22 protein-coding genes, 4 tRNA genes and 2 pseudogenes are annotated in these 25,103 nt (G+C 54.4%); 9 read left to right on the forward strand and 19 right to left on the reverse strand.

Annotated features, from left to right (window positions below):
• Positions 1–19: 19 nt before the first annotated feature.
• The 6 genes from whiA to BBCT_RS04780 all read left to right on the forward strand — a co-directional run bounded on the left by whiA (position 20) and on the right by BBCT_RS04780 (position 6,243).
• On the forward strand, positions 20–970 hold the full coding sequence (gene whiA, locus BBCT_RS04755) for a DNA-binding protein WhiA (protein ID WP_003834810.1): 951 nt from the start codon (positions 20–22) through the stop codon (positions 968–970).
• Between the two features lie 130 nt (positions 971–1,100).
• A complete protein-coding gene (locus BBCT_RS04760; protein ID WP_003834807.1) occupies positions 1,101–2,306 on the forward strand; it encodes a phosphoglycerate kinase in 1,206 nt (401 codons plus the stop codon).
• A gap of 126 nt (positions 2,307–2,432) precedes the next feature.
• Entirely contained in the window at positions 2,433–3,227 is a 795-nt protein-coding gene (gene tpiA, locus BBCT_RS04765; protein ID WP_003834806.1) for a triose-phosphate isomerase, read from the forward strand.
• Positions 3,228–3,340: 113 nt separating this feature from the next.
• Positions 3,341–3,589: a preprotein translocase subunit SecG gene (gene secG / locus BBCT_RS04770; RefSeq protein ID WP_003834803.1), complete on the forward strand. Its 249-nt coding sequence runs from the start codon at positions 3,341–3,343 to the stop codon at positions 3,587–3,589.
• Positions 3,590–3,726: 137 nt separating this feature from the next.
• On the forward strand, positions 3,727–4,539 hold the full coding sequence (locus BBCT_RS04775; RefSeq protein WP_047750743.1) for an HAD hydrolase family protein: 813 nt from the start codon (positions 3,727–3,729) through the stop codon (positions 4,537–4,539).
• Between the two features lie 168 nt (positions 4,540–4,707).
• Positions 4,708–6,243, forward strand: a complete 1,536-nt coding sequence (locus BBCT_RS04780) for an aminotransferase class I/II-fold pyridoxal phosphate-dependent enzyme (protein WP_003834798.1) — start codon at positions 4,708–4,710, stop codon at positions 6,241–6,243.
• Positions 6,244–6,580: 337 nt separating this feature from the next.
• Here BBCT_RS04780 and tal read toward each other — a convergent pair whose 3' ends face one another.
• The gene (tal, locus tag BBCT_RS04785; protein ID WP_003834796.1) at positions 6,581–7,684 is read right to left on the reverse strand and encodes a transaldolase; all 1,104 of its coding nucleotides are present in this window, start codon (positions 7,682–7,684) and stop codon (positions 6,581–6,583) included.
• A 92-nt stretch (positions 7,685–7,776) separates the two neighbouring features.
• Positions 7,777–9,885, reverse strand: a complete 2,109-nt coding sequence (gene tkt / locus BBCT_RS04790; protein WP_003834794.1) for a transketolase — start codon at positions 9,883–9,885, stop codon at positions 7,777–7,779.
• 335 nt (positions 9,886–10,220) lie between these two features.
• On the opposite strand from tkt, the gene hrcA reads away from it, so the two are divergent.
• Both hrcA and dnaJ read left to right on the forward strand, forming a co-directional pair.
• Entirely contained in the window at positions 10,221–11,354 is a 1,134-nt protein-coding gene (gene hrcA, locus BBCT_RS04795) for a heat-inducible transcriptional repressor HrcA (RefSeq protein ID WP_033512670.1), read from the forward strand.
• A gap of 53 nt (positions 11,355–11,407) precedes the next feature.
• Complete coding sequence (gene dnaJ, locus BBCT_RS04800; protein WP_003834790.1) at positions 11,408–12,559, forward strand: molecular chaperone DnaJ; 1,152 nt, start codon at positions 11,408–11,410, stop codon at positions 12,557–12,559.
• Positions 12,560–12,728: 169 nt separating this feature from the next.
• Here the strand turns inward: dnaJ and BBCT_RS04805 are convergent, their stop codons facing one another.
• A complete protein-coding gene (locus BBCT_RS04805) occupies positions 12,729–13,520 on the reverse strand; it encodes a fructosamine kinase family protein (protein ID WP_033512668.1) in 792 nt (263 codons plus the stop codon).
• A gap of 200 nt (positions 13,521–13,720) precedes the next feature.
• Here BBCT_RS04805 and BBCT_RS04810 point away from each other — a divergent pair, with 200 nt between their 5' ends.
• Positions 13,721–14,605, forward strand: a complete 885-nt coding sequence (locus tag BBCT_RS04810; protein WP_003834787.1) for an undecaprenyl-diphosphate phosphatase — start codon at positions 13,721–13,723, stop codon at positions 14,603–14,605.
• A 99-nt stretch (positions 14,606–14,704) separates the two neighbouring features.
• Here the strand turns inward: BBCT_RS04810 and BBCT_RS04815 are convergent, their stop codons facing one another.
• From BBCT_RS04815 to BBCT_RS09755, 16 genes and pseudogenes are all read right to left on the reverse strand, one after another.
• Entirely contained in the window at positions 14,705–15,529 is an 825-nt protein-coding gene (locus tag BBCT_RS04815; RefSeq protein ID WP_003834786.1) for a PAC2 family protein, read from the reverse strand.
• Between the two features lie 311 nt (positions 15,530–15,840).
• Positions 15,841–16,188 (reverse strand): hypothetical protein, encoded by a 348-nt coding sequence (locus BBCT_RS04820; protein WP_231858040.1) that lies wholly within the window; start codon positions 16,186–16,188, stop codon positions 15,841–15,843.
• A gap of 130 nt (positions 16,189–16,318) precedes the next feature.
• Entirely contained in the window at positions 16,319–16,942 is a 624-nt protein-coding gene (locus BBCT_RS04825) for a MerR family transcriptional regulator (RefSeq protein ID WP_003834781.1), read from the reverse strand.
• 100 nt (positions 16,943–17,042) lie between these two features.
• Positions 17,043–17,483: an FHA domain-containing protein gene (locus BBCT_RS04830; protein ID WP_033501898.1), complete on the reverse strand. Its 441-nt coding sequence runs from the start codon at positions 17,481–17,483 to the stop codon at positions 17,043–17,045.
• Between the two features lie 82 nt (positions 17,484–17,565).
• On the reverse strand, positions 17,566–17,757 hold the full coding sequence (locus BBCT_RS04835) for a hypothetical protein (protein ID WP_003834776.1): 192 nt from the start codon (positions 17,755–17,757) through the stop codon (positions 17,566–17,568).
• Positions 17,758–17,865: 108 nt separating this feature from the next.
• The gene (locus tag BBCT_RS09630; protein ID WP_003834774.1) at positions 17,866–17,997 is read right to left on the reverse strand and encodes a hypothetical protein; all 132 of its coding nucleotides are present in this window, start codon (positions 17,995–17,997) and stop codon (positions 17,866–17,868) included.
• A 427-nt stretch (positions 17,998–18,424) separates the two neighbouring features.
• Positions 18,425–18,500: transfer RNA gene (locus BBCT_RS04840), tRNA-Val, on the reverse strand.
• 32 nt (positions 18,501–18,532) lie between these two features.
• A tRNA-Val gene (locus tag BBCT_RS04845) sits at positions 18,533–18,604 on the reverse strand.
• Positions 18,605–18,643: 39 nt separating this feature from the next.
• A tRNA-Cys gene (locus BBCT_RS04850) sits at positions 18,644–18,714 on the reverse strand.
• A gap of 30 nt (positions 18,715–18,744) precedes the next feature.
• A tRNA-Gly gene (locus BBCT_RS04855) sits at positions 18,745–18,817 on the reverse strand.
• A gap of 98 nt (positions 18,818–18,915) precedes the next feature.
• Positions 18,916–19,638, reverse strand: a complete 723-nt coding sequence (locus BBCT_RS04860; RefSeq protein WP_003834772.1) for an HAD hydrolase-like protein — start codon at positions 19,636–19,638, stop codon at positions 18,916–18,918.
• Positions 19,639–19,758: 120 nt separating this feature from the next.
• Positions 19,759–20,106, reverse strand: a complete 348-nt coding sequence (locus BBCT_RS04865; RefSeq protein WP_003834769.1) for an RNA polymerase-binding protein RbpA — start codon at positions 20,104–20,106, stop codon at positions 19,759–19,761.
• A gap of 93 nt (positions 20,107–20,199) precedes the next feature.
• Positions 20,200–22,797, reverse strand: a complete 2,598-nt coding sequence (locus tag BBCT_RS04870) for a DEAD/DEAH box helicase (protein WP_003834768.1) — start codon at positions 22,795–22,797, stop codon at positions 20,200–20,202.
• Positions 22,798–22,819: 22 nt separating this feature from the next.
• Positions 22,820–23,101, reverse strand: a complete 282-nt coding sequence (locus BBCT_RS04875) for a hypothetical protein (RefSeq protein ID WP_231858041.1) — start codon at positions 23,099–23,101, stop codon at positions 22,820–22,822.
• Between the two features lie 49 nt (positions 23,102–23,150).
• A pseudogene (locus tag BBCT_RS09750) lies at positions 23,151–24,245 on the reverse strand (helix-turn-helix transcriptional regulator); the annotation flags it as partial.
• Positions 24,246–24,322: 77 nt separating this feature from the next.
• A pseudogene (locus BBCT_RS09755) lies at positions 24,323–25,064 on the reverse strand (helix-turn-helix transcriptional regulator); the annotation flags it as partial.
• Positions 25,065–25,103 lie beyond the last annotated feature (39 nt).

A 25,103-nucleotide genomic window follows, 5' to 3' on the forward strand; every position in this document is an offset into this window, starting at 1 on the left:
CAAGGTAGGAGGTTGGCTCTTGGCTCTTCTGGATGACGTCAAAAGCGAGCTGTCCGCAATCGACAATGAATTGCCAATCGCCAAAAAGGCGCAGGCTACGGCAATGATTCGGTTCGGCAATGGTTTGCACTCGGTGGATCACCACATTCTTGTGCAGGTGCAGCTCGACTCCCAAGATGCGGCCACTTGGCTGCAAGACACCATCAAGAACCTGTATGGTCACGAAGCCACGCTCACTCCTGTCTCTAGGCAGACGCCGACCGGTACGGTGCAGCGTTATGTGATTCGCGTGCCGAAGGGCAGCGCGGCACTTGTGTTGCAGACCGGTCTATACAGCCGCTACACGAAGAACATGGTGCTTGGTCTGCCGAGCGATATCATCAACGGCAAGATCGCGCAGATCAAAGCCGCATGGCGTGGTGCGTTCCTTGCGAACGGCCGTCTGTCAGACCCGGGCAAGGCAAGCTATCTCGAGATCGTATGCCCGAACCATGAGGCCGCTCTGGCACTGGTTTCCACCGCACGCCGCTTGGGCATCACCGCCAAGCCACGTAAGCTGCGTAGCTCCGAGCGCGTGACCCTGCGCGACCCTGATGCCATCGAACGCATGCTCATCCTTATGGGCGCCCCGCGTTCAGCACGCGAATGGACTGGAAAGCGTTCCGACGGCGAAGCACGAGGTAAAGCGAACCGCTTGGCCAACTTCGATGACGCCAACATGCGCCGCAGCGCCAAGGCGGCCGCGGAAGCATGCGATAAGGTACGTCAGGCATTTGAAATCCTCGGCGACGATGTTCCCGATAACCTCAAGTCCGCGGGCCAGCTCCGTCTCGATCATACGGATGCGTCGCTGGAACAGCTGGGACGTTTAGCTGATCCTCCGATTACCAAGGATGCTATCGCCGGTCGTATTCGTCGACTGCTGCAGCTCGCCGAAAAAACCGAGAAGGCGCGCCGACAGTCGGTCTGATTGAGCTTTTTTACACGAAACACCATGCCTGTTTTCGAACAGCATGGTGTTTTTGTTCGTTTGAGCTTGTATTATTCGTAAATGGCAATATGACCATTCCACGCTTACAAGCGGCTAGGAAAGGATATACATGAAGACACTCAAGGATCTTGGAGATCTCAAGGGCAAGCGCGTTCTCGTTCGCGCTGATTTCAACGTTCCGCTGGACGGCACCACGATTACCGATGACGGTCGTATCAAGGCCGCCCTGCCGACCATCAAAGCCCTGCGCGAAGAAGGCGCAAAGGTCATTCTGATGGCCCACCTCGGCCGCCCGAAGGGCAAGGTCGTTCCGGAACTGTCCCTCGCTCCGGTCGCCGCTCGTCTTGGCGAACTGCTCGGCATTGAGGTTCCGCTGGCCGAAGACACCTACGGCGAAGATGCTCAGGCCAAGGTCGCCGCAATGAACGATGGCGATGTCGTGCTGCTGCAGAACGTGCGCTATAACCCGGAAGAAACCAGCAAGGATCCGGAGGAGCGTTCCGCTTACGCCAAGAAGATCGCAGCCCTCGGTGAAGCGTTCGTGTCCGACGGTTTCGGCGTCGTGCACCGTGCGCAGGGCTCCAACTACGACGTTGCAGCTGATCTGCCGGCAGCCGCCGGCCTGCTGGTCGAGAAGGAAGTCAAGGCTCTGTCCCGCGCCACCGTTGAGCCGGAGCGCCCGCTGACCGTCGTGCTTGGCGGTTCCAAGGTTTCCGACAAACTCGGCGTGATCGAGAATCTGCTTGACAAGGCTGACCGTCTGGTCATCGGCGGCGGCATGGTCTACACCTTCCTCAAGGCCAAGGGCCTCGAGGTCGGCACCTCCCTGCTGGAAGAGGATCAGGTCGAAACCGTCAAAGGCTACATCGAGCGTGCCGAACAGAACGGCGTCGAGCTCGTGCTGCCGACCGATATCGTGGTGAACCCGGTCTTCCCGAAGTCCGACGAGGACATCGCTCCGGAAGTCGTGGCAGCTGATGCCATTCCTGCTGACAAGATGGGTCTGGACATCGGTCCGGATTCCCAGAAGCTCTTCCACGACAAGATCGTGGATTCCAAGACCGTCGTGTGGAACGGCCCGATGGGCGTGTTCGAGGTTCCGGCATTCGCAGCCGGCACCGAAGCCGTGGCCCAGGGCTTGGTCGACGCCACCGCGGCTGGCGCGTTCACCATCGTCGGTGGCGGTGACTCCGCTTCCGCAGTGCGCAACCTCGGCTTCCCGGAGGATGGCTTCTCGCACATCTCCACCGGTGGCGGCGCTTCCCTCGAGTTCCTCGAGGGCAAGGAACTGCCGGGCCTGAAGGTGCTCGACTGATTATTTGATGCATAATCCGGAGGTGCTCCCTTATCGACAAAGGTGGGGGAGCACCTCTTGTTGTCAACAGCGCGAAACACGACACATAAACACTGAACGGAAACAAGAACGGAGGCAGGCAAACATATGGTATCACAACGAATCCCACTGGTCGCCGGCAATTGGAAGATGAACTTCGACCATCTTGAAGCCACCTATTTCGTTCAGCAGCTTGCATGGAAGCTCCGTGACATTCATTTCGACTACCGTCATTGCGAAATCGCGTTGATGCCCTCCTTCACCTCATTACGTAGCGTTCAGGTGTTGGTCGAATCCGACAATTTGAAGATTCGCTATGGCGCACAGGCTGTTTCCGTAACGTCGCAGGGTGCGTTCACTGGCGATGTATCCGCAGATATGATCGCCCATCTCGGCTGCTCATATGTGATTGTCGGCCATTCTGAACGCCGCAAATACCATCCGGAAGACGATGCGAACATCGTGGACCAGGTGCGTGCGGTTTTGGCTGCAGGCATGCAGCCGATTCTTTGTGTCGGTGAAAGCTATGAGGAACGACGCAAGGGCATCGAACTCGATTTCGCCGTGGGACAGGTGCACGACGTCACGCGCGATCTTTCCGACGAGGAAGCGTCACGTCTGATTGTGGCATATGAGCCGGTGTGGGCCATCGGCACCGGAATGGTAGCGACTCCGCAATCCGCGCAGGATGCTGCCAAAGCAATTCGAGACGATTTGTCCGCAACTTTTGGCTCGCATGTAGGTGAGGCCGTGCGTATTCTGTATGGAGGCTCCGTTTCTTCGAAAAACGCCGTGGAACTGATCGGCGAGCCTGATGTGGACGGATTCCTCATCGGCGGTGCCGCGCTGCATGTGGATGAGCTCACCAGAATCTGCCAGCTCACCATAGAAGCGACTTTGTGACGCCACGTTTTTAACGCAAATATTTCAAGGTGTGGTCAATATTCAATTTTCTCAATACCTTGCGCTATCGTTAGCAACAGTGTTTACGAACTGGAGGTTCACTCGTGTCCGCTATGGCCATCGTTAAGCTTGTGCTGCAGATTATTCTCGTTATTTTCAGCCTCTTGCTCACCCTGCTGATTCTGATGCACAAGGGTAAGGGAGGCGGCCTATCCGATATGTTCGGCGGCGGCCTCACCCAGAACGCGGGTTCCTCTGGCGTCGCCGAAAAGAACCTGAACCGTTGGACCGTCATCATCGCACTGCTATGGGTGGCTATTATCATCGCCCTCGGTTTGATGACGAAGTTCAGCCTCATCTGATTGACTTTGTCACTTCGGCCCATGACTGGATACGGTCATGGGCCGAAGTGTTTTTCAAGCGCGATATCAATTGCATCATAACGAGTTAAGGATCTGACTTGACGTTGCTCAAAATCGAAAAAACCCAAGAAGCCACAATGGTCGTCGCAGATTTGGATGGCACGCTGCTGCATGACGGCGAAACGTTCGAGGAACGTTTCCTGACGCAATATTCCGTCGACGTGATCAATCGCATGCACGACAATGGCATCGTTTTCGCCGTGGAAACGGCACGTCCCGTCAGCACCGGCTTTTCATTCGTGGAAAAACTGCCTGTCGACGCCGTCGCTTATCTCAACGGTGCGTTGATAGATTTCAATCCGGCATCATCGAATTATGAAATGCTTACTTCGCCGACGCTGCCGGAAGACGGCCATCTCAAGAAAATTGGTTTTTCATCGAAACGTGCCTGCGAAGTCTGCAAAAATCTATTAGCTGAGCTACCTGGCATGGAAGTCGGCATCGTCATGGATGACGTGCGGTACACCAATTTCGATGTCTCCAAATACTGGAAGACGCAGACTTGGCGATACACTGACTTCGACGATGTTCCTGAAGGTATCGCCGATAAGCTCATTATCTTCCCCAACGATGAGCAGTGGAATCAGGTCGGTTCTCTTGTGCCCAGCGACTTTGACGTTCACATCTCTGAGGGATCGCTGTGGATGTTGATGAATCCTCACGCCAACAAGGAACATGCATTGGATCTGCTGGCAGAACATTTTGAAACGCCAATGAGCAAAACCGTCTCATTCGGTGATGATTTGGTCGACATTGCCATGCTATGTAAATCCGGAAGGGGAGTGGCGGTGGCGAACGCTAACCCGGATGTGTTGAACATCGCAGATGAAATCTGCCCATCCAACAATGATGACGGTGTGGCACAGTGGATTGAAGATAATCTGCTGTGATGTCTCATGATGTTCAAGAATGACATGAGTTGAACTTCATGAATTGAACTTTTGTTGCAAACGGACGCGAAATGGTTACATTTGATATTGAACTTCCGTGATTTCAATAGGTAGTTTGTGCTAGGATTTGAACTAGTGTTTGATGAAAATTGAACTGAAAGGACTGGTATGACGGAATCATTCTCCAGCCGGTTGAACGTTGCGATGGCGTTCCGCAATGTCAAACAAATTGACTTTGTGCATGCGGCTGAGAAGTTCAATATCAAACTTGGCAAAAGTCATATGAGTCAGTACGTGAGCGGTAAAACCGTGCCACGTGCCGATATCGCCCATTTCCTTGCGGCTTTTCTGCAGGTCAATGAGGACTGGCTGATGGGAAAGGACGTTCCCATGGAGCAGAACGCCGTCATCTTGCCTGCAATCGAGTCTGATGAAACCCAACCTGATAGCAATTCTGCATCAGCGCAATCAACAGAAGGAAAGACCATGCGCACCTTTACGAAATCCCATAAGCTCGACAATGTGCTCTACGACGTTCGTGGCCCGGTGGCAGACGAGGCAGCACGCATGGAAGCAGCGGGAACGCATATTCTGAAACTCAATATCGGCAATCCTGCGCCATTCGGATTCCGGACTCCGGATGAAGTTGTGTATGATATGGCGCAGCAGCTCCCTGAGACCGAAGGATATTCACCGTCCAAGGGTCTGTTCTCGGCACGCAAGGCCATCATGCAGTATGCACAGCTCAAGAATATTCCGAACGTCTCCATCGACGATATCTTTACTGGCAATGGCGTCAGCGAGCTCATCAATCTGTCGCTGTCCGCATTGCTGGACAACGGCGACGAAGTGCTGGTGCCTTCGCCGGACTATCCTCTGTGGACAGCCTGTGTGAATTTGGCTGGCGGCACCGCCGTGCATTATATCTGTGATGAGGAATCCGAATGGTATCCCGATATCGACGATATTCGCTCTAAAATCACGGATAAGACCAAAGCAATTGTCATCATCAATCCAAATAATCCGACCGGAGCGCTTTATCCGAAAGAACTGTTGCAGCAGATTGTCGATATTGCCCGGGAACATCAGCTCATTATTTTCTCCGATGAGATTTATGATCGCCTAGTCATGGATGGGTTGGAGCATATTTCCATCGCATCGCTGGCTCCGGACCTGTTCTGCGTGACGTTCTCCGGTCTGTCGAAGTCGCATATGATTGCCGGATACCGCATTGGATGGATGATACTTTCCGGCAACAAGCGTATTGCAAAGGATTACATCGAGGGCTTGAACATGCTGGCGAACATGCGTATGTGCTCGAATGTCCCCGCTCAGTCGGTGGTGCAGACCGCTTTGGGTGGGCATCAGAGCGTCAAGGATTACATCAAGCCAGGTGGCCGCGTGTACGAGCAGCGCGAACTGGTCTATCAGATGCTCAATGAAATTCCCGGCGTTACCGCAGTTAAGCCGAAAGCGGCGTTTTATATCTTCCCGAAGCTGGACGTCAAAAAGTTCAATATCCACTCCGATGAGCAGTTCGCGTTGGATCTGCTGCATGACAAGCATATTCTGATTAGTCATGGCGGTGCGTTCAACTGGCAGAATCCAGATCATTTCAGGGTGGTATATCTGCCGCGTATCACGATGCTGAAGGAAACCATAAGTGAGATTGCTGATTTCTTGAGCACATATCATCAGGCATAATGACCTTGGTTGCTTGAAGGGCATTCATGGTGTGAAGCGCGCGCAGTATCGCGACATTCCGTCCCCAAATCCTCATGGTCACGTTGACCATGAGTGGGGTTGCGATGGCTCCGGCCTTAGGGTCGAGCCATCAATCGTTCCGTCGTGAATTCACAACGATTATACCTTTGGAGGACGCAAAGCGCAGGCGATCCAAGCCGATCCACCAGGCTACCGTCTTTACGCCTTGTGTTGGAATAAGCTGAAAACATGTAGAGCAATAACAGAAATTCCCTCTGCCAGAATTCTGGCAGAGGGAATTTCTTTAGCTTAAATCGCTAACGTCTAAGTAAGAAACTCAGCCGTTGACACGGTCGATGCCGGCCTGGACGTCGGTAAGGACGGAATCCCAAGACTTGATGAAGGAAGCGACGCCGTCGGCTTCCAGCTTGTCGGTGACAGCCTTGAAGTCGATGCCCAGCTCAGCGAGCTTGGCCATGATGGCGTGGGACTCTTCGTAGGTGCCCTTGATGGTCGGAGCGCCGTTGCCGTGATCGGCGAGAGCGTTCAGGGTCTTCTCCGGCATGGTGTTCACGATGAGCGGAGCGACGAGCTCGTCAACGTAGACGCAATCGGAGTAGGCCGGGTTCTTGGTGCCAGTGGAGGCCCACAGCGGACGCTGCTTCTTGGCACCCTTGGCTTCGAGAGCAGCCCAACGCGGATCGTTGGCGAACTTGTTCTCGAACAGCTCGTAAGCGAGGCGAGCGTTGGCGATAGCGGCCTTGCCCTCGAGAGCCTTGGCCTCATCGGAGCCGATCTCCTCAAGCTTGTTGTCGACGGCGGTGTCCACGCGAGACACGAAGAAGGAAGCGACGGAACCGATGTGCTTCAGGTCATGGCCGTTGGCGTCAGCCTGGGCGATGCCTTCGATGAAAGCATCGATGACCTGCTCATAACGCTCGAGCGAGAAGATCAGGGTGACGTTGACGGAGATGCCCTTGGCCAGGGTTGCGGTGATTGCCGGCAGGCCTTCGAGGGTTGCCGGGATCTTGATCATGGCGTTCGGACGGTTGACCTTCTCCCAGAGCTCGACAGCCTGCTTCTCAGTGGCTTCAGTCTCGTGGGCCAGACGCGGATCAACTTCGATGGAGACGCGGCCATCGACGAAATCGGTGGCTTCGGCGATCTCACGGAAGATGTCGGTGGCGTTACGCACGTCGGTGGTGGTGAGCTCGCGGATAGCGGTCTCAACGTCAACCTTGCCGAGCTCCTTGAGCTGTGCATCGTACGGGCCGACCTGGCTCAGAGCCTTCTGGAAGATGGACGGGTTGGTGGTGACGCCAACGACGTTCTTGTCCTTGATGAGCTCCTGCAGGTTGCCGGACTCAATACGGGTGCGGGACAGGTCGTCCAGCCAGATCGAGACACCGGAGTCAGAGGTGCGCTGAGTTGCTTCAGTCATTGTTTTTCTCCTTGATACCTTTTTGGATCAAATCTTTATCTATTGTGCGGTAAAAGGGGAGAAGCACATGCATTGTGCCCCTCCCCGTCGAATCACTTGGCGGCTTCGACTTCCGCGATGGAGGCCTTGGCGGCTTCGACAACATGCTCGGCAGTGATGCCCAGGTCGATCATGTTCTGAGCGCCGTCGCCCTGCAGGCCGAACTGCTCGATGGAAACCGGCTTGCCGTAGGAGCCGAGGTACTTGTACCACGGCATGGCAACGCCAGCCTCGACGGAGACACGAGCCTTGACGGAGGCCGGAAGCACAGCTTCCTTGTACTCAGCGTCCTGCTCCTCGAACCATTCGAGGGACGGAGCGGACACAACGCGAGCCTTGATGCCTTCGTCAGCCAGGGTCTTGGCTGCGGACACGGCCCACTGCACTTCGGAACCGGTGGCCATGATGATGACATCCGGGGTGCCTTCAGTATCGACGAGCACGTAGGCGCCCTTCTTGACGCCGTCCTTGGCCTTCTCGGCGGTCTCAGCGAGAACCGGAACGCCCTGACGGGTCAGCACCATGGCTGCCGGCAGAGTGTTCTTCTTCTCGAAGAAGTAGCGGTAGGCTTCGGCGGTCTCGTAAGCATCGGCCGGACGAACGACCTCAAGCTGCGGGATGGCACGGAAGGAAGCCAGATGCTCCACCGGCTGGTGGGTCGGGCCATCTTCGCCGACGGCGACGGAGTCGTGGGACCACACATACAGGTTCGGAATCTGCATGAGGGCGGCCAGACGCACGGCGGAACGCTCGTAATCGGAGAACATGAAGAAGGTGCCGCCGAACGGACGGGTGTGGGAGCCCAGCAGGATACCGTTGGTGATGGTACCCATGGTGAACTCGCGCACGCCGAAGTGCAGCTGACGGCCGTACGGGCTGCAGACCGGCCACTGCTTGGTGGCGCACTCGGCGGGAGCGAAGGTGGCAGCGCCCTTCAGATCGGTCTTGTTGGAGCCACCGAGGTCGGCGGAGCCGCCCCAGAGTTCCGGCATGACAGCGGCGATGGCATTCAGCACGGAGCCGGAAGCGCCACGGGTTGCAACGCCCTTGCCGACTTCGAAGGTTGCCTCGAGGTCATCAATGGCCTTGTCGAAGCCTTCCGGCAGCTCGCCGGCCTTGAGGCGGTCGTACAGAGCAGCGTTGTCCGGGTTGGCCTTGCGCCATGCGTTGTACTTCTCGTCCCATTCCTTATGGGCTTCGAGACCGCGCTCAGCAACCTTGCGTGCGTGAGCCAGAGCCTCTTCGTCGACGTGGAAGGACTCTTCCGGATCGTAGCCGAGCAGTTCCTTGAGGCCTGCGACGGCTTCGGCGCCCAGCTTGGAGCCGTGAGAAGACGGATCGTTGGTCTTGCCCGGGGTCGGCCAAGCGATCAGGGTGTCGACCTTGATGAGCTTCGGCTGGTTCGGGGCAGCCTCACGAGCCTTGGCGATGGTGTCGGCCAGACCCTCGACATCCTCCTTGTAGGAGCCGTCAGGCTGAATGAAGCTGAACTCGTCGGTGTACCAGCCGTAGGCCTGGAAGCGCTTGAGCACGTCTTCAGCCAGAACCAGGTTGGTGTCGCCTTCGATCTGGATGCGGTTGGCATCGAAGATCACGGTCAGGTTGCCCAGCTGCTGGTTGGCAGCGAGGGATGCAGCTTCGCCGGAGATACCTTCTTCGATATCGCCTTCGCCGCAGATGACCCAGATGTTGTGGTCGAACGGGGACTCGCCTGCCGGAGCTTCCGGATCAAGCAGGCCACGCTGGAAGCGCTGGCCATAGGCGAAACCGATGGCGGAAGCGAAGCCCTGGCCCAGCGGACCAGTGGTCATTTCGATGCCCGGGGTCAGGCCGTATTCCGGATGACCCGGGGTACGGGTGTCAGCGCCGCCACGGAAGTTCTTCAGATCGTCCAGGGTCAGGCCGTAGCCGGAGAAGTACAGCTGGACGTACTGGGTGAGGGAGGCGTGGCCACCGGAAAGGATGAAGCGGTCGCGACCTTCCCAGTTGGGATCGTTCGGATCATGCTTGATGAAATGCTGATACAGGGTGTAGGCGATAGGCGCCAGGGAAACGGGGGAACCCGGGTGGCCGTGTCCCGCACGCTCAACCGCGTCGGCCGACAGGACCTTGGCCATCTTGATGGCGCGCTCGTCCAGCTCGGTCTCCTTGAATTCGGTCATGGATTACTTTCCTTCCAATTGGTCGGGCCGCGTATCCGGCTTGTGCCGAGCGCTCGACGCCCTCACATTGCGTTTCCCATAGTAGCGACGTGAGGTGACGTTGTGATGGATTTTTGGCGTGTTTTGGTAGTTTGTGTTCTGTTAACGCTCACAATTAACATTCTCGTGCGATTGTCCTGTTCGATTGGTGGCATGACGAGCATTTCGGGAGATTATTATCGGGAAAAACAAGAAACAAGTACTCTGGAAGCGAACCGATTAGCACTCGTGCCGTGAGAGTGCTAATACAATGGGAGAAGCATTTGAGTCGTATCGCATATGTAGAGGAGGCACGCATGACGCAGTCAAGACGTATGTTGGTACTGCGTGCCGTCGTCGAGGACTATATTCGCTCGCAGGAGCCAGTTGGTTCGACCACCTTGACCAAAGATCATGATCTGGGCGTCAGCTCGGCCACCGTCCGTAATGATATGGCCGCCTTGGAAGATGAGGGATACCTTATTCAACCCCATACGTCAGCAGGGCGCATACCAACGGAAAAAGGGTACCGATACTTCGTGGACCGTTTGGCCACAGTGGTGCCGATGTCCGAAGCGCAACGCCGTGGCATCAACAGTTTTTTGTCGGGATCCGTCAATCTGCAGGACACCTTGCAGCGCGCAGCCCGTCTTCTGGCGCAGATCACCGGTCAGGTCGCGGTCGTGGCGGCACCGTCGTTGGCGAAATCGACGTTACGGCATATCGAAATCGTTCCCGTATCAATCAACACCTTGTTGGCCGTCGTCATCACCGACACCGGCCGAGTGGCGCAGCATATGCTCAACGTTTCCGAGTTGCCGGACACCACGGTGCTGTCGCATCTGGTCAACGAAATCAACGCGCAGTGCGCCAGCGTTTCTTTGACTCGAACCGCGGACTATGTCAGGCAAATGTCGTCCCGCAAGGAATACCGCTCTATCAGCAAATTGGCGGAAACGCTTGCTCAAGCTTTCGATGGCATGGCCGACGACGAGCGCGCGAGCGAACTCTACATGGCAGGAACCTCACGGCTCGCGCACCAGCGCACCGTGGCCGATCTCGCACCATTGTTCGATGCGTTGGAAGAGCAAGTCGTGCTCATGAAACTCATGAGCTCGTTGAGTGAAACCACGCAATCCAATGGAGTCGGAGTGGCCATCGGATCCGAAACGCACACGCCTGGTCTACTGCATGCATCCGTGGTGACCAGCGGATACGGTCGAACCTCGGCAACCGTTGACGACACCACAAAAGGCGAGACTGCGGAAGAACAGGGGAGAGAAGCCAGCGATCGCACCATTACAGCGCAGGATTCCAGCGAGCCCATTGCCTTCGTCGGATCCATTGGACCGACGCATATGGACTACGAGGCAACCATGGCTGCAGTGCGTGCCGTCGCCAGATATCTGACCGCATTCGTGGCGCACGACGAAAACCAAACCAACAGCTGACCCCGCCTTATGGCACAATGACACGCGAAAAGCAATAGGGAGAAAGAACAACCGTGACGGACTATTACGAAGTGCTGGGCGTAGACCGCTCCGCAAGCGACGACGAGATCAAAAAAGCTTATCGAAAGATGAGCCGCAAATATCATCCCGATATCGCAGGTCCGGAATTCGAAGACAAATTCAAGGAAGTCAATAACGCCTATGAAGTGTTGTCCGACCCGCAGAAGCGTCAGATGTTCGACGCCGGTGTGGACCCGAACGATCCAAATGCTGGAGGTATGGGCGGCAGCGGATTCGGTGGCGGATTCGGCGACATGGGAGACATCTTCAGCATGTTCACCGGAGGTGCCTTCGGCGGCGGCAACGGTGGACCGACCCCGCGTACACAGCCAGGACGTGACTCACTTGCCACGGTAACCATCGACTTGAAGACGGCGGTGTTCGGCGACACCGCGCATGTTGAGATCAAAACGTTCGGTCTATGTCAGGAATGCGCCGGAACAGGATGCCAGAAAGGCACTCAGCCCGCGCAATGCCCCGACTGCCATGGACAAGGCTATGCCCAGCGTGTGGTACGCACCATGCTCGGCCAAATGATGACCACTGCGCCATGCGAACGCTGCGAAGGACACGGTACCGTTATCGAAAATCCTTGTCCGTCCTGCCTTGGTCATGGTCGCGTGCGCGTCACCCGTAATGTCGGCGTGTCCGTGCCGGCCGGCGTAACGAACAATACCCGTCTACGTCTCGCCAATCAGGGTGAAGTGGGTGAAAACGGCGGTGTTGCCGGCGACCTGTATGTCGATATCCGTATCGCTCAGGACGATACCTTCACTCGTGACGGTGATGATTTGCACTGCTGGATCCAGGTGCCGATGAGCTGGGCCGTGCTGGGGCATGATCTGGAGATCGACACGTTCGACGGCAAGCAGTCGGTGAGCGTGCCTGCAGGAAGCCAGCCTGACGACACTGTGACCTTGAAGAATCTGGGTGTCACACATCTTAACAACAAGAACGAGCGTGGCGATCTGGTGGCGCATATCGCAGTGAAGATTCCAACAAAGCTCACTGACGACGAGCGCGCCTTGATGGAACGGTTCGCAGAAAAACATGACACAGATGCCCAACATGTTGCGGTAAGCGCACGCCCGACCTCCGGAACGAAGAAGGGCTTCTTCTCCAAGTTAAAGGATGCGTTGCGCTGAATTTCCCTGTTCTAATGCCGTACTTCCGATGAGAAGACAGCGCTAGATCGCATTCAAATAGCCGGTTGCTTCAAAAATTGAGGCAACCGGCTATTTTGTCAATGTTTCTGCTGCAGCAAGCGGATTGTCTCACGCCTACAACAGTCAATCATTAGACATATTTACGTGTTTATTTGAGCAATGACCGGCACATGGCGCGATACTGGTTCACATATCCGCCACCGAAGAACACGCAATGTCCAGCGATGGGGTAGAGCTGCCACAATGTGGTGCGCTTCTGCCATCCCGCCTTCAACGGGTGCACGGACTGATATCCGTCGAGAATGTCCCGCAGATACGACATGCCGAACAGGTCAAGCATGGCAAGATCCTCTTCACGATGCCCGCCATGCGCTGCCGGATCGATAAGCACCGCTTCTACGGATCCGGAATCGGCTGACCACATGACATTGCCGCTCCACAAATCGCCATGCACACGCGCAGGCTTATCGTTAGCCGCTTTACCCAGTATTTCAGGCAGCGCTTCAATGACGTCTTCAGTCAATTCCATGTCGTAGTCGGTCAGTTCGCAACGTTTCATACCAAGCCGTACCATCGGTCGTAGCCTGCCTTCGGCCAAATATGTGGCCACGTCATCCCATTCGCCGGTATCCATAGGAACCGGATCCTGTAGGGGGCCGAAATAGCAGGTTCCCGTATAGCCGGCCGGAGCGGATCCGAAATAATCAGCGCCAGCATCGTGCATGTGGGCGAGGGACGCACCAAAATCATGCGCGGCCTGCAGTGTCGGCCCGCAGGCGTTCACACGTTCGATATCGAGATAATCCTTGCCCCAATCGTATACGTCCACAACACGCGGACCTCCCTTGGAGCTCGCTTCACCAAGCCATTGCAGGCCACGGCCTTCACATTCGAAGAAACCTTCCGGGCTGAATGCTCTGCTTTTACGGTATTTGCTCATAATGCCAGGCCTTTCTTTTGCATCATGCGCCACGTTTGCGAGACTATGTAGAGTCGCTGGCGAGATTCCGATAGGTTTGAGCTCCATTGTGTGCGTGGTTTGAGACAACTCAAGGATCCATAGCGAAAAATTAGACCCCTCTCGCTAGTCTTGGATGCGGAAAAGCAGACGAAACCATTGATACATGTAAAAGAGGGTTCATGAATTTCTTCCAAGCGATTTTCCTTGGGCTGGTACAGGCATTGACCGAGTACCTGCCGGTTTCTTCCAGTGCCCATATCCGCATCATCGGCGATTTGATGCTGGGGTCTGACCCAGGTGCCGCGTTTACCGCCATTATTCAGATTGGCACCGAGCTTGCCGTGATTTTGTATTTCCGTCGCGACATCATCCGTATTCTCGGCGCTTGGTTTGGTTCCCTGTTCGGCAAGGAGGGCAAGGACTTCAAAAGTCGCATGGGCGCGCACAATCCGGATACCCAGATGGGCTGGTTCATTATCCTCGGCACCATGCCGATTCTGATTGCGGGCCTGCTGTTCAAGCATGCCATCGAAGGATCGCTGCGCAATCTATGGATCACCGTCACCGTGCTTGTGCTATTCGGCGTGTTGCTGTGGGTGGTCGATGCTCGTTCCAAGCAGGTCAAGACCATGAAGGAAATGACCTGGAAAGACGCGTTGATCTTCGGTATCGGCCAGATGCTCGCCCTGATTCCAGGCGTTTCTCGTTCCGGCGGCACCATCACCTTCGGCCGCGCTATGGGGTACACCCGTGAGGCAGCCGTCCGCGTGAGCTTCCTTATGGCCATTCCCGCCGTGTTCGGCGCAGGCATTCTGGAAGCCGTATCGGCCGTTAAGGATGTTGCGGCAGGGGATGCCGGCATGTTCCCGGGCTGGGGTCCGACCATCGCCGCAGCCATCGTGGCGTTCGTAGTCGGCTACGTGGTGATCATCGGCTTCCTGAAGTTCGTATCCACATTCTCATACAAGGCGTTCGCCATCTACCGCATCGGCTTGGCTGTCGTCGTGGCACTGCTACTGATCACAGGCGTGCTCTCTCCGCTGGAGGCCGTGGCTGCAGCGTGAACCTAGTTCGATAAGCGAACAACAAACAACAAGTTGGGCCGATCATCACAGGATGGTCGGCCCAACTTGTATATAGGCAACCTATCGTCAGCTGCAACGTCAATTGCCACGCAAGAACGATTCGGCCTCGCGAATCAATTCTTCACATGCCGGCATGCCATTCGACGCGATACGTTGTGCCTGAGCGTTCAAATCGTAATCCCGCTCCAAACAGGCAAGATAATCGCCAGCGTGCGTCTGCTCGACAATCTCATCGGCATTCTTGCGCCATTCTGCAGCCTTCCTATTCAAATCACCCTCGATAATCGGAAGCTCCAACAGAAGCGACAATGCGCGAACCAGCTCAAGCGAGCCCTGCAAACATTCCGTATTGGCGCAATAATGAGGCACGGAAACCCATATGGACGTGGTCCGGAATCCCGCATCCGACGCAAAAGTGTCAAGAATGTTAGGAATGCCCACAGGACCGTTATATTCCTTATCAGGCTCGCTTTCGCAGCCATTCTTGGAAATATCAAGAGGCAAAGGCCTCGTATGGGGGCAGTCGTCGAACATGGATCCTAGCGTAACGATATCGCTCACATCGTAATCCTCTGCGATACGCAACGTTTGCCTGCAATAATCCTCCCAACGATAATTCGGTTCGGGGGCAATCTGCGCAAGAAAATGCAGCGTAGGGGAAACATCAATGTCATAAAACGTGGTCTGCGGCCAAATGATTCGCTTACGTCCCTGTACCGAGCAGATCATCGGACGAGCCACCTGATAATCATAAAAACCCTCATTGTCGATATGACACACCTCCTGTGAATCATATCGCGATACAAGATGCCGTATGACATTCGTCGCGGCCTGGCAGGCATCATTCCAGCCCTCGAATGCGGCAATCAATATCGTCGTTCGTCTTGTCGTCTCCTCACACATGTTTCAAATGTATAACGAAACCGTAGAGGCTGCGACACGCTTTTGCCGTCGGTGAATGACAAGCATTCGCGATATCACCGCAGACAGTCAACGAAACAGTTAGTAATCTATTTTCCACAGCGCCTTCAACCGTTTCTCATTTTGTCCGATAATGTACGTTATGTCAGAAAAGAGTGTCGGCCGAAGATTGCTACTCTTTTCTGTACATAACATCGTTGGATTATGTCAGCACGTCCCCTTTCAGGACTTTGCTCGATATAATCCAACAGTATGGCGGGTGGCGTTTTCGCTGCGCTGGGCGCCTTTTACGGTCAGCCTTTGATGGCTTGTCTGAGTTTTCTTTCCATTTCGTTTTTCATGCCATTTCTGGCCTGCAGATACATAAACACCAGCTCCGCGGCGATCAGCAAAATCATCAGCGCGGCTGACGGCCATCCTACTTGCTCATAGAAACGCTGGAATTTTGCGGAAAAGCCAGATTTGAACATCGCATATACCGGGTATGGCAAGGCGCCAATAACCAATGAGGTGAAGTGCAAACCGACAATCGACCAACGTACTGGATATACGTCTCGCTTGGTTTTTGAGAAGATATTTCCACGAATCGCGGTAATCGAACAAATGTTCACCGCAATGACTGCCGCGACAATCCACAGCAATGCCGGCAGGATATCAAGCATGCGACACTTCCCCCTGTTGTAATCCGTCTCTACATATCTACCGTATATCGATGACCATGTAACCCGATTTAACCTGTTCAACCTATACGGTATGCGCCAAACCTGTATATTACAGTGAAACCGCGGTGCGTGTCTGTCGCTTTGCATCAAGCTTCTTTTTCATGCGCATCGCAGCGATGTCGTCAACAGGACGGGTCGAGTCCGCAGTGGAAGGCATCGTGGATAAATCGACATACTCCTCGTGTTCAAGAGCATCCCTAATTTGCTTCCACAGGGATCCCATGGATACTCCGAACACCGCCCTACCGCTTTGCAACAGCGCCACCATTTGCTCGCTGTCCGTACATTCGTGCACATGCTGCCCATCGCACATAATGGTAATGTTTTCCAGCTGCTCAGCAGTGCATTGCATTAGAAAACCGATGGCAGCCGTCACATTCTGCAGATTGATGCCCGCATCAAGCAGTTCTTTTGACACGGCAAGAATTACCACATCCTTGAACGAATACAGTCTACGTGACCCAGACCCATGCGATGGAGTGATGGAAGGCTCCACAATCTGTCTGCGCGCCCAATAATCAAGCTGACGATAAGTGATGCCGGCCACCCTCGATGCCACTGAACCCTTATAGCCACGTGTCACCGGCTGCGCATCGCTTGTGGGAAACAACTCCCCCTGTATCGCAGTCGGCACATGCAGATGCAACCGCATTGTTGACTCTGCCTCATTCATCGCATTCTCCTACGACATATAAACAGCGCCCATGAGCCTCCTTATGAAGCCCATGGGCGCGAAGCTGTTGTACACAGTAGTTTATCCCGCATCACACGGATCAACTAGCAATGACGGCCTTATTATCGAAATAAACCAGACGGAACTTGCCAAGAATGATTTCATCGCCATTCTTAAGTTCCTGCTGATCAACACGCTGACGGTTCACATACGTGCCATTCAAGCTTCCCGCATCGATAACGCAATACCTACCATTCAACCTGCGGAACACCGCGTGGGCACGGGAAACCGTAGAATCATCCAAAAGAATATCGGCGCTCGGATCACGGCCGACGGTAATCTCATCCTCATCGAGAAGATACCGCGACCCCGATACCGCTCCCCTAGTCGAGATCAGCAACGCCGTGCCGTCGGCAAGACGCATAATGGTTTCAAGGTCCTCCTTCGTCAGAGGACGGTCTCCGGTGGAAGTAACCGGTACAGTTATTGCAGGAAGGCCAATGATGGTCGTTTCACCTGCGCTTGGAATCGGATCAGTCATAGTCGCCATTCTAGTCATTACCCTTGCAAATAGCCGGTATTGAGACCGGCATAGTCACGAATCATACACCGTAAAGCGGGCTTCACCCCTCAGTTTTGTCAATAATCGACACGAACTGGTCGTGCGGCAGCATGTCATCATAGCTGCGCCAACGGCGTTCCAGCTCACGATTTGCCTCGTCATGCTGCTGTTCACCAAGCTTGGCATAAGCCTTCAGCTCGTTCGGTCCCATGTCTTTGACCGGCTGATTGAGATTCAATGCTTTGTCACTCACAAATCACCATTGTAGCCGCACACCCTGAAAGAGTAGGAAAAAGCCCGGATACAGCGTGTGCACCGGGCTCAAATCCACATTTAAAGATTTATATTACAAAAAATGATTTCAGCGCTGCTCGTCGATCATTTCCTGCAGTGCCTTGTTGACGGACGGAGAACCGGCCGCCATGGACAGGGCGTTGATGCCACTGATTTCAAAACCACGCTTGATTGCGGAGAAAATCTGATTCTTGTTCATGTTATTTCCTTAGTACTCGTTTTTCTTGACGCACCTTGCGTCTTACCATCTTCTATTGTTGACAAGTATCAATATAGAGATTTGTCAGACTGAAATCATTGCCCAACCATTCGTTTTATAGCAAAATCATCGGCTATTCTTGAATTGGGAGCACTTGCGAGAGTGTATGAGCTTCGGCCACCGCGTCACTCTGTTGCGTCATCCTATAGCCGTCTCCTTGCTAGGATTTATCCGCACCCATACATTTCACCACATAGGAATTGACTGCGGCCTAGCCCGATATTCAGCCAGATCGGCTTCAACGGGTTGGACACCTCGTGAGAACCACCGTCCAAACCGGACAGCCGCCATCCATTTCCGACACGCCGGACGAAAGCGCGGAATCCCAGTGGAACCAACAAAAAAGGCGGCACATCGTGCCGCCCGATGGTGGGTGATATAGGAATCGAACCTATGACCCCTTCCGTGTGAAGGAAGTGCGCTAGCCGCTGCGCCAATCACCCAATATTGGGTTATATAGGAACTCACATTCCAGTGGGCGATACAAGATTCGAACTTGTGACCCCTTCCGTGTCAGGGAAGTGCGCTACCTCTGCGCCAACCGCCCAGGTTATTCATCACACCGACTTACGTCAGGCACAATGAGAGGTGGGTACGAGAGTCGAACTCGTCTATACGGCTTTGCAGGCCGCTGCCTAACCGCTTGGCTAACCCACCTTAAAGGTCGATAATCAATCGGAACCTTAGAGCGGACAACGGGACTCGAACCCGCGGTCTCAACCTTGGCAAGGTTGCGCTTTACCAACTAAGCTATGTCCGCATGTGCTCTGCAGTATCACTGCCTGAGCACGAGTATTTACTATAATCACATTCCCGTAATTTGCAAATCAGCGTGTCGCGCCTTTTCGGGACGCGATGTCAACCGAAATACTCTTCGACGGACTGCGCAAGTTCGCTTACGGTATCGATGACTTGGTATGCGCCATGCTCCTTGAGCTCGCCTGGCTCAGCATAGCCCCATCCGCATCCCAAGCAATCCAGACCGCACGCCTTGGCCCCATCGGCATCGGTCCAGCGATCGCCAACCATCAACGCACGATCACCGGCAGCCTCATCAAAACCGATATGCTCAAACGCCCAACGGATCACCTGATCCTTGTCAAGGCGGGAATTATCGGTGCTTGCACCATAAATACCGTCGACCATCGTATCCAAGTGGAAATGCTCACAAATCGGAATGCACTGATACTGCGGCTTGCAACTGGCAATCGCCAGATAATATCCATCAGCACGCAACTTGGCCAGCTGCTCCGGAATACCCTCGTAGATGGTATTGTTCAAACGCCCCGGCACTTTCTGCCCAGGATTGTTGGGATCGTCGAACACAGCCTCATCCGCATAATACCTGCGATAAATAGCAATGCCCTCATCGAGACGATCTTCAGGAATATCGTTGCGCTGCAGGGATTCAATAATCGCAGGACCGATGAATCGCTGTAACTCCTCATCATCCGGGACCGGATACCCCAATTCCTCGAACACCTTGACCACACAGCCGATAATTCCCGGATCGGATTTGGTCAGCGTACCGTCGAGGTCAAGCAGAACGACTTTCTTGGATTGCCTGGTCTGTTCGGACATGAATTGGTTCTCCCTTTATTCCTATCGATTCGTTTTCATCGATGTGATACCTGTTGACGCTAACAATTATGCCCAGCCATACTGACTGGGCATAATGTTCAAGTGTCGTTCAACTGCAGGTCACTCGTAGTCTGGGAACCAACCGTCACGATGCATCTGCAGTCGCTTCTCAAGCAGCGTCTTCAACTCGTCTTCGGTACGACGTTCCAGCAGCATGTCCCAGTGTGTACGAGTCGGCTTGGAGATTTCGTCGTCCTCACGATCCTCATCGCCCTCACGACGCGCAGTCATGCCGCAACGGCATTCCCATTCCTCAGGAATCTCCGCGCCCTCAGCGAACGGCAGAATCGTACGGTGCCCTTTCGGGCACACATATGCGACGTCGTTTCGTGCCGCGAAATCCACATTATCATCGGATTCCAACGACTTTGCGCCGATGCTCATGCCTCGCAGGCTGCGTTCTGCCATATTGCCTTTGCCTCCTTGGAATTGTCTGTTCTTTCTAAGCTACAGAACAGTTCGGACGTGTTTTTATTCCTTATTCGTCTGCTAACTGCCATTTTAGTCGACGCCAGAGTATGCGACGATGCCACGATTAATACGATCGTATGCTTGTCTTGCGATTGCTGGCAATGTTTCGGCACGTTCAGCAAGATAAGGTCCACTCACGGCTATCTGTTGAAGTACGTCGGCAAGTCGCTTACAGTTGCGAACGAAGTCTCCGCCAGTCAGCTCCGTGCCATACAACACCTGTGAAAGGCTTTCACCCTGCGCCCACTCGTAGACGATGTCGGTGATGCCGAAATCGAGCTGGCGTGGCTCTTCAAGCATATGATCCTCACATAACATGGCGATCGATGCATGTATGCCTTTAAGCTGTGCGGCGCACACTGCCACATTCCCCTGGATGCCTCCGGGATAACGACGCGGCTCTCCCCCGCTTCCCCTGCGGGCTTCGAATACCAGCGATGCGACAACGCTGGCCAATTCACAGGCATTCAATCCGTCGAATGCACCAGCCTCGATCGCTTGTGCCAATACCAAATCAAGCTCGCTGTACAGATGCCGCAGCAGCTGGCCCCGCTCCGTGAGCTGATAATCGTCATGGCCTGCGGATTCCCGCACCTGCTGGAGATAGCCAAGATCAGCAAGTACCGTGCAGATATGGTCGAACTGACGAGCCACTGAGCCTGTACGTGAATCATAACGATGCAGCACACGTTCTAATTCACGCGTCTCACGAGCCCAACGATGCCCCCATTTCAAGTGCTTCTGCACGTCTGGACACTTGCGGCACGGGTGGTCACGGTCTTCTTCGCGAAGCTTTTTAATGCGTTGGTCAAGCTCCATGAACGCCTGGCTACGGTCTTTCTGCGTGCGAAACACCTCATGCTTAAGCTTGCGGCGTTCGTTCTTCTCCAAATCGCTCAGATGCATCCTCAAACGCATGAATTCTTTGAAATCACCAAACTCACACTGGAAGGCCTGTTCGTACCCTTCCAAAGCCTTGCGCAAGGTTTCCATCTGCGCCTCAAGCTGCCAAGCTGACTCGTTGGCCTCCCACTGCGCGAAGGAATGGTCGAGCGTAACGCGGGCGGTCTCGTAATCGCTAGTATTCAACAGGTTCACAGCCATGTTGAAAGTCGGTCTGAAGCTTGAATGCAACGGATACACGCGCTTGCTGGACAACGCGGCCGCGGTAGCGGGCACAAAACCATGGTGATCCACTACAACGGCATGTCCAATGGTATCGATGCCTCGACGTCCTGCGCGACCGGTCAGCTGGGTGAACTCGCCAGGGGTCAAGCCAACATGTCCAGTGCCATCGAATTTCTCGAGTTTTTCGACCACCACGCAACGCGCCGGCATATTGATGCCCAGTGCCAGCGTTTCTGTTGCGAAAACCATCTTGACCAAGCCCTCTTCAAACAAACGTTCGACGATCTGACGGAATAATGCGACCATTCCCGCATGGTGTGGGGCAAATCCCTCTTCCAAAGCAAAACGAAATTGCGAGAAATGCAGCGCTTTCAAATCCTCTTGGCTTAGCTGTCCTTCGACCATTTCATCGACGATCCGTCTGATCCGGCGTACTTCATCGCTGGTAGTGAGTTCCAACCCGGCATTGATACATTGGTCGACCGCCTGATCGCAACCATTCCTTGAGAAAATGAAATAGATTCCCGGCAACATGTCAAGAAAATTCAGTTCATCCACAACGGCCCAACGTCGAGGCGTGTGACGTTCGGCTTTGTGGAGACGCTCATTCCACCGTCCGCCTTTGCCTTTGGGCCTACGCCTGTCGGGACGCTCCTCTCCTCTGCGACGTGCCGCCTGACGGTCTAGCTGATCAAGCCTGTTTACCAGTTGCGCATTGAGTTTAACCGTCTGTTCACCATTGGCGTCACGCCGGTACAGGTCGATAAGCTCCGGTTCGGTATGGTCGTCCGCCTGCACGAGCACATGCTGTTCCAGTGGTACCGGACGCTTCTCCGATACGACCAGTGTGGTTTCGCCACGAACGGATTCAATCCACTCGGAAAAAACCTCGACATTGGAGACTGTTGCGGAAAGACCGATTATTTTCACGTTCTCCGGCAAGTGGATGATAACTTCTTCCCATACCGGACCTCGGAAACGGTCGGCAAGATAATGCACCTCATCGAGAATCACATAACGAAGCGCTTCAAGTGTTACGGAATGCTCATACAGCATATTACGCAACACTTCGGTGGTCATAACCACAATGTTCGCTTCGGAATTGATGGATGTGTCTCCGGTCAGCAATCCAACCTTATCTGCACCGTACTGGGCAACCAGATCATGATACTTCTGATTGCTCAACGCCTTGATCGGCGTGGTATAGAAAGCTTTGACGTTTCGTGTCTGCGCCAAATAGATAGCAAAATCCGCCACGACCGTTTTGCCAGCTCCGGTTGGTGCCGCCACAAGCACATTGTTTCCCGTCTCCAACGCCTCGTTGGCCTGCAACTGAAATTCATCGAGTTCAAATGACATGGATCTGGCGAATTCGGCGGCAACAGTGCGCTGTTTGGCCTGCGTCTGTTTGAATGCGGCGTATCGTTGTGCGGGAGACAATTTGGCCTCATTGGTATCCGATGTGCCAGTGCCGTTATTACGGCGACGATGATGGGTCATAATTCCTTACAATTTAGTCAGGTCAATCATTAAAATGACGCCATTGCGCCCACTGTTGGGCATGGCGATTGCGATTCGACTCACGCCTTTCGATGACTTCAGCATGGGCATTCGCGTAACGCTCGGCAGCATCCTGCAAAGGTCTAGTGAAAAAAGGCGTGTCGTTCTCGTTTTGGCAAGGCAATGGCTTACCCATCGCATCGATCCGCTTCGCCGCGCGTTCGCCCAGTTTCGCCATATCCTTGAACGCATGGTAACCATGCAAACATGCATAGACGATCCCGGAAACGATCATCACCAACATGAATAGAACGAGTGCTAGCCAAACCCACCAAGGCATAGAACCACTCCCGTCAGTTCTCGTTCTCACGATCGCCAACACTCAACTCATGCTGGGCACGGGCAACGATCATGGTACGTAACGTCTCAGGAGCCACGGCGGCGATATGTCGCGCATGTGCAATGCAGAACGCGACATACCAAGAATCGGACGAGACAATCAGATGCACTTTCTCGCCTTCTCCGCACTTTTCGACCGTCGCTCCCGACAATCCGTCAATAAACGACAAATCGTCCTGATTAGTGACGAACACAGCTGGAGTTCCATTATCAAAGCTCCACTTACGTAATTCGGATGCGGGTACATCAGGAATGTCGATCCTTGCGATCGGCTCGACTAATTCAGCCTTCTCAATGCGGGAGATACGTAGCACCTGCCAGACGCGAGGCTTTCCCGTAGCCTTGTTGATCGTGGTGTCTTTCTTCACATACTTGGCCTTATCCGCCGGTGCCGCGGCAGCGACATCAGTCCATACGGCAACGTAGAAAACACCCTCGTCAACGAAGATCTTGTCTGGAGCGACAAGCTTACGCTGGGTTCGTCCTGCACCATCCGTGTATTCCATGTCAAGCAGTGAACTCTTGGAAATCGCGCTCTTCACAATGGAGAAGTTGCGCGGCTCCATTTCATAGCCAGTCAGACTCAACCAAGGCATATCCCCCGGCTCAACATGCTGACGAAGACGGCTGTACAGCGATTCAGCCTGCTCGCGAAGCTTATCCGGCAGCAACGACGAATGTGCGAGATAGCTTACGGATGCGGTAAGCATACTCAGATACTGCTGTGAAATACCCGCCAAGCGTTCCAAACCAAGGGAGTTCGTGGCTGAAACGATGCCTTCCGCGTCAAGCAGTGACCAATCGATATCGAAAAATTGGCTTCCCGCCATCTCCCCATCATCGGAAACCGTGGTCAGCGTGTTGATGTCTTTATGAATGACGTTGACGAACTTCTTCAGCTCATCGTCGGATTTCGGCTTGCCGATGAAACGTTCCGCAAGCTCCTCAAGCGAATACTCCTCGCCAAGGTGCGCCGAGAGGAACAGCATCAAACGCAGGCGACGGTCAACTTCACTACCGGTCTGGAATGCGGAATTCTTCTTCGGGCGTCCTTTGCTTTCCTCGACATCGGCATCGTCTGCACTATTGCGATTGATTTCCATGGCAGCGACGGTGGAACTGTCGTCTCCCGTGGATTCGTCGGCAGGCACGAACTGCGTAGCTGCATTCAGGCGACGATTGAACGCGTCAACGGCTTCCTGCGGACTGACGATGGACGCGCCTGGATGGGACAGCACGAACATGGCCAGGTCATCGGAATCAGTATAGGCGACATTCAAATGCTCGCCATCAACATCCACCGTGGCCGCGAAACGACGCTGATCGACAACTTTGACCAATTCGTCGGGAATGGACTGGGTTCCCAGTCCAGGAGCGATGGAGTCAAGACCAAGTCCCGGAATAGGCGTCTGAGGAACACGCGGCGCGGTACGAGACGTATGTTGCGTCTCATGTGCAGGAGCCGAGGAAATTGACATGGAACGAGCCAAGTAGTTGGCGGCAGCCAAAATCGGCAGATCCTCATCCCCGAACAGCAGACGAACTCGAGGCTCGTCACCAAGCTGCAGACGGTAGGACGCGAAGTCCTGCCCCTCCGACTTGGATGAATATTCCGGCTGCCTTGATTCGATGGCAATGCCCATGGCCGCAAGCTTGGCGCGGTCACGCTGGAATTGCTTGGCAAAAGCTGCCTTCGCCGCCTGATCTGCCAGTTCCCCATAGGAATCGGCATACGCCTTCACGCGCTGAGCGATCTGACGGGAAGTGAGCCATTGCGGAAAAGCTGAGGAAAGCACAGCCAACACATCAAGTTCGTGCTTGCCCCATTTGTCGGAGAAACGACGCCTTCCGTTACTGCCCTCTGCCATTAGTCCTCACGTCTCGTTAACGTTTCACTTTAAGTGCGT

It is taken from the genome of Bifidobacterium catenulatum DSM 16992 = JCM 1194 = LMG 11043 (genome assembly GCF_001025195.1).
Lineage (GTDB): Bacteria > Actinomycetota > Actinomycetes > Actinomycetales > Bifidobacteriaceae > Bifidobacterium > Bifidobacterium catenulatum.